Source organism: Nocardia pseudovaccinii NBRC 100343 (genome assembly GCF_001613225.1).
Classification (GTDB): Bacteria; Actinomycetota; Actinomycetes; order Mycobacteriales; family Mycobacteriaceae; genus Nocardia; species Nocardia pseudovaccinii.
This window is the reverse complement of sequence record NZ_BDBY01000406.1, coordinates 1-4,167: the sequence shown is the minus strand read 5'-3', so window position 1 is coordinate 4,167 and position 4,167 is coordinate 1. Positions and strand designations below refer to the sequence as shown.

The window sequence follows — 4,167 nt, the reverse complement described above, 5'->3', positions numbered from 1 at the left end:
CCGCGGCCACCGCCGGGGCCAGGCCCGCCGCGACCCCGGTGAGCAGGCCGAGCAGCACGGCGACGATCGCGGTCGACGCCCGGTGCTCGACGACGGTGTCGGGAATCCCGACCGCTTCGGTGTAGGCGGCGGTCACCGCCGAAGTGGCCAGGAACCCGCCGAGCACACCGAACACCGTGCCCGCGAGCACCATTCCCAACCCGTAGCCGACGTAATGGCCGACGACCGTGCGCCGGCGTGCGCCCATTGCCAGCAGCGTCCCGATGATCGGCCGCTCGGCGAGCACGAGCCTGGTGATCAACACGTATTCCGCCACACCCGCCGCGACGAGGAACAGCGCGGGGAAGGCAACCGCGAGTTCGGAGAAGCCGCTGAGATCCTCGTGCAGGGCCGCGTTGGAGGGCTGATCGGCCCTGGTCTGCACGTCGAGGGCCCCGGCGTCGCGCAGCAGCCGGGTGACCTGGTCACGCTCGGATGCCGTTGCCCCGGAATTCATTTCGACGAGGGTCTGATCGGGGCCGGCACGTCCGGACAAGCGCGTCACCTCGGGCTGGGGCGCGAACACGACCGCGAAGCCGTGCGGGTCGCCGAGCACTTCCTGGCGGCTGCGGGCCGGCCACAGGTACTCCGATGACCAGGCGATGCCCGACACCGTGACGGTATGCCAGCTCGTGCCGTCGAAGGTGCGCACCTGGCTGCCCACGTGCAGGCCGAATGTCTGCGCCGCGTGATGCTCGACCACCACCTCGTCCGGATGGGCCGGATCGGGCAATCTCCCCGCGGCCAGGCTGATCTCGTTCACGCCCGCGGGCCCGGTCAGGCCCACGATCCTGCCCAGCAGTTTCGTGCCGCCGATCGACATCGCCGTATCGGCTTGGGTGCGCACGGCGACGCGCGCCACACCGGGTGCCCCTCGTAGAGCATCGGCGATCCGCGCCGGATTTCCGCCGGTGGCGGTGAAGTCGGCGAAGTGCAGGCGAGCGTAGGTCTGCTGGTAGGAGGTTTCGAGATTGCGGAAGGAGTCGTAGGTGGCCACGAACAGCAGCACGCCGAGCAGCACGGTGACCGCGACCGCCGCGACCTGCGTGGTACGGCGGCGCAGATCGCGCAGGATCTTCGTCGCGAGCACCCGGTTCGATACCATGAACATCGCACTCACCACCGAATGGTCGCGGCGGCAACTGGATTCGCGTTCACCTCGTCGGCGACGACACGACCGTCGCGCATGTGGATCACCCGATCGGCGATGCTCGCTGCCACCTCGTTGTGGGTGACCATGACAACACCGCGACCGGCCCGGCTGGTCTGCTGCAGAAGTTCGAGCACGCCCCGCCCCGTGGCCACATCCAGCGCGCCGGTCGGCTCATCGGCCAGCAGCAGGCCCGGATCAGTCGCCAGCGCCCGCGCGATCGAGACACGTTGCTGCTGACCACCCGACAGTTGCGATGGGAAGTGATCGGCGCGGTCGGCGAGTCCGACCGCGTCCAGAAGCGTGTGTACGCGGCTGCGATCGCCACGGCCGGTCAACTCGACGATGACTTCGACGTTCTCGTGCGCGGTCAGGGTCGGGATCAGGTTGAAGAACTGGAATACGAATCCCACGTGATCGCGCCGGAATTCCCCCAGGGTGGCCGGGTTCCGGCCCGAGATGTCCTGCCCCGCCACAACGATCGATCCGGAGTCGGCCGCTTCGATGCCACCGATGACATTGAGCAGTGTGGTCTTTCCCGAACCGCTCGCCCCCAGGACCGCGACCAGCTCGCCCGGTCGGATGTCGAGGTCGACGCCGGTCAACGCGTGGACCGCGGCCTCGCCCGTGCCGTAGGTCTTGTTCACTGCTCGCAGTGTTATGCCGCCGCGGCGGCGAGCATCACCGCTGGTGTCCGTCCGATCCATCCGACTTCCCCTCGCTCGCTTGGTTTTCGGTCAACCCCGCCGCGCGAAGCAGCGGGCCGGTCATATCCACCGCGCCCAGACTCGGATCGATCAGGCGGTGCAGGATGAGTCCGTCCAGCAGCGCCGCGACCACCGCGGCGGTCGCTTCGGGATCGGTCACCGCACCGTTGGTGCGGAACCAATTCGCCATCGCCGCCCGCGCCTCGGCCAGCAACCGGCCGAGTTCGATTCGCAGCCGCTCATGCCGCGTGGCCGCCAGCATCATCTCCGTCATCGCCACCGTGACCGGATCGGCGGCTGTGTAGGAGGCGATGGCGGTGAGCATCCCGCGCATCGCCTCCGGGCCGGGAAGCGCCAACACACCGGCCATCACCGACTCGTACTCCCGCCGCGCGGCGGACACCGCGGCATCGATCAACAGGTCGGTTACCGAATGGAAGTGATAATGCACCACCCCGGGACGCACCTCGGCGCGCTCGGCCACCATGCGCGTGCTCACCGCACCCCAGCCATATTCGGCGACGAGTTCGATCGCCGCCGTCATCAGGCGGGCGCGGGTTTCTCGACCTTGTTCGGCTGCGGTTACCACTGGACCTCCGATTGGACGATCACCTTGGGCGTATGCCCAAGCTATCACTATCAATTGCACTATGCAATAGTTGCCTACTGATCACATCTGATGGCAGAGCACCCCAAGCACAACGAGTGCATGATTTGACAATGCGGCGGCACGGTCGCCGGCAATTCGCGAAGGCGGCCGATCACAATATCGGCCGCGGCTTTGGTAACCGGCGCGTCATCGGGTGTTGAAAGGCGATAGCGCGAAGGTTCGCCGAACGCGGCTTCCGTGGCCGGAACCAACAGGCACCCGCGGCTGGACCCGACCGTCACGATGGTCCGACTGGATTGCCGGTCCGAAGAATCGGTGCGTCACTGCGTCACCGAGGTGACTGATCGTCTCAAACCGGTCGACATGCGATCCGTGCGCGCGGTTCTCGGACGATCCGTGTCTCGGGCCGCCACCGCGTTCGGTCTCGGACCTAACCGTCCGAATCGAATATTCGGATACGCCGTGCTAGCGCTACCGCGTCGGAGTCGAGGCCGCACGCTTGCCGTCAATCCTCCCGTTGCTGCCGAGATGGCTGTCCGAAACCGAACCCTGCCGAATCCAGCGACGCTGCAAGACCGCACGAGAGTGTCAGCGGCTGAACCGCACGAAAGCGTCACTAGGAGATGACGCTCTGACGCCGCCGGGTAGCGTCGATGATGGGTAGATGACCACCAGATCGCGGGCCCAGTCTTTCAATATGGCCGCCGCCGAGTATGCGGCCAGCCGACCTTCTTATCCGCCTGAGCTTTTCGACGCGATCGAAGAACTCGCATGCCACAGTTTGACGGGTGCGCGCGTCGCCGATGTCGGCGCCGGCACGGGGATCGCCACAGCGCTGCTGGCTGGGCGGGGAGCCGAGGTCACCGCGGTCGAGCCTGGTGCGGAGATGGCCGCCGAGTGTCGTAGCCAGGTCCCGGGCGTGCTGGTCGTGCGCGGAGACGGCAACGCCCTCCCACTCGCCAGCACCTCACACGACTTCGTCACCTACGCACAATCTTGGCAGTGGACCGACCCGGTGGTTTCCGTGCCCGAGGCGCTACGTGTATTGCGTAGCGACGGTGCACTGGCGATCTGGTGGAACACCACGGCGTTCGACGTGCCGTGGATCCACGCGCAGCATCTGCGCATCGCCCACCACTGTGGGACGGAACCCAGGCCCGCCGCGCGCCCGGACGACACCGAAGCCATCCGGCTTGCGGGCCTTACAGGTCTGCGCGTCGCGCGGCGCCAGATGCGCTGGTCCCGCGCGGTCTCACTGGACACGCATCTGGCCAACATCGGTAGCCGCTCGGCGTGCCTCGTTCTCGACGAAAGCCGACGGCGTGCCCTTCTTGCCGACGAACACAGGCTGCTGAGCACTGCTTTCCCGGATGGCACCATCGAGGAGATCTACCTGGTCGACCTGTTGGTGGGCACCCGCCCATGAACATGGGCCGAGCCTCTGGACACCCGAAACGAGATCTTGTCGCAGACCTCCCCATTCCCCCGCTGTCCGATGAGCCGCATGCCGCCCCCACTGTGGCCGCCGTCGCGGCAAGCTGCTGTCCGACCGCGTGGCTCGGCTGTCGGAGCAGGTGGGCTGTGCAGTGACCATGTCCGGCTAGCGGCGAAGCCCTGCGTGTCGCCGAGCGCACGGTGTGGCAGTGGCTGTCGCCATGGAA

The 4,167-nt window shown here is 67.2% G+C and carries 4 protein-coding genes; 1 reads left to right on the top strand and 3 read right to left on the bottom strand.

Going from position 1 to position 4,167, the window contains the following annotated elements:
* From NP3_RS43445 to NP3_RS43435, 3 genes are all read right to left on the bottom strand, one after another.
* Positions 1 to 1,150: ABC transporter permease (locus NP3_RS43445; RefSeq protein WP_245721367.1), on the bottom strand; the 1,150-nt coding region annotated here is incomplete at its 3' end.
* A gap of 5 nt (positions 1,151 to 1,155) precedes the next feature.
* The gene (locus NP3_RS43440; RefSeq protein WP_063047532.1) at positions 1,156 to 1,896 is read right to left on the bottom strand and encodes an ABC transporter ATP-binding protein; all 741 of its coding nucleotides are present in this window, start codon (positions 1,894 to 1,896) and stop codon (positions 1,156 to 1,158) included.
* Positions 1,871 to 2,485, bottom strand: a complete 615-nt coding sequence (locus tag NP3_RS43435) for a TetR/AcrR family transcriptional regulator (RefSeq protein ID WP_063047531.1) — start codon at positions 2,483 to 2,485, stop codon at positions 1,871 to 1,873. Before NP3_RS43435 ends, NP3_RS43440 begins: the two co-directional genes overlap by 26 nt.
* A 718-nt stretch (positions 2,486 to 3,203) precedes the next feature.
* Between NP3_RS43435 and NP3_RS43430 the strand changes: the two genes are divergently transcribed.
* Complete coding sequence (locus NP3_RS43430; RefSeq protein ID WP_218025059.1) at positions 3,204 to 3,932, top strand: class I SAM-dependent methyltransferase; 729 nt, start codon at positions 3,204 to 3,206, stop codon at positions 3,930 to 3,932.
* Positions 3,933 to 4,167: the final 235 nt, after the last annotated feature.

Bases quoted from the DNA above. Each gene is read 5' to 3' on its own strand.
- NP3_RS43440 (WP_063047532.1), bottom strand. From the start codon at position 1,896: ATGGATCGGACGGACACCAGCGGTGATGCTCGCCGCCGCGGCGGCATA.
- NP3_RS43430 (WP_218025059.1), top strand. From the start codon at position 3,204: ATGGCCGCCGCCGAGTATGCGGCCAGCCGACCTTCTTATCCGCCTGAG.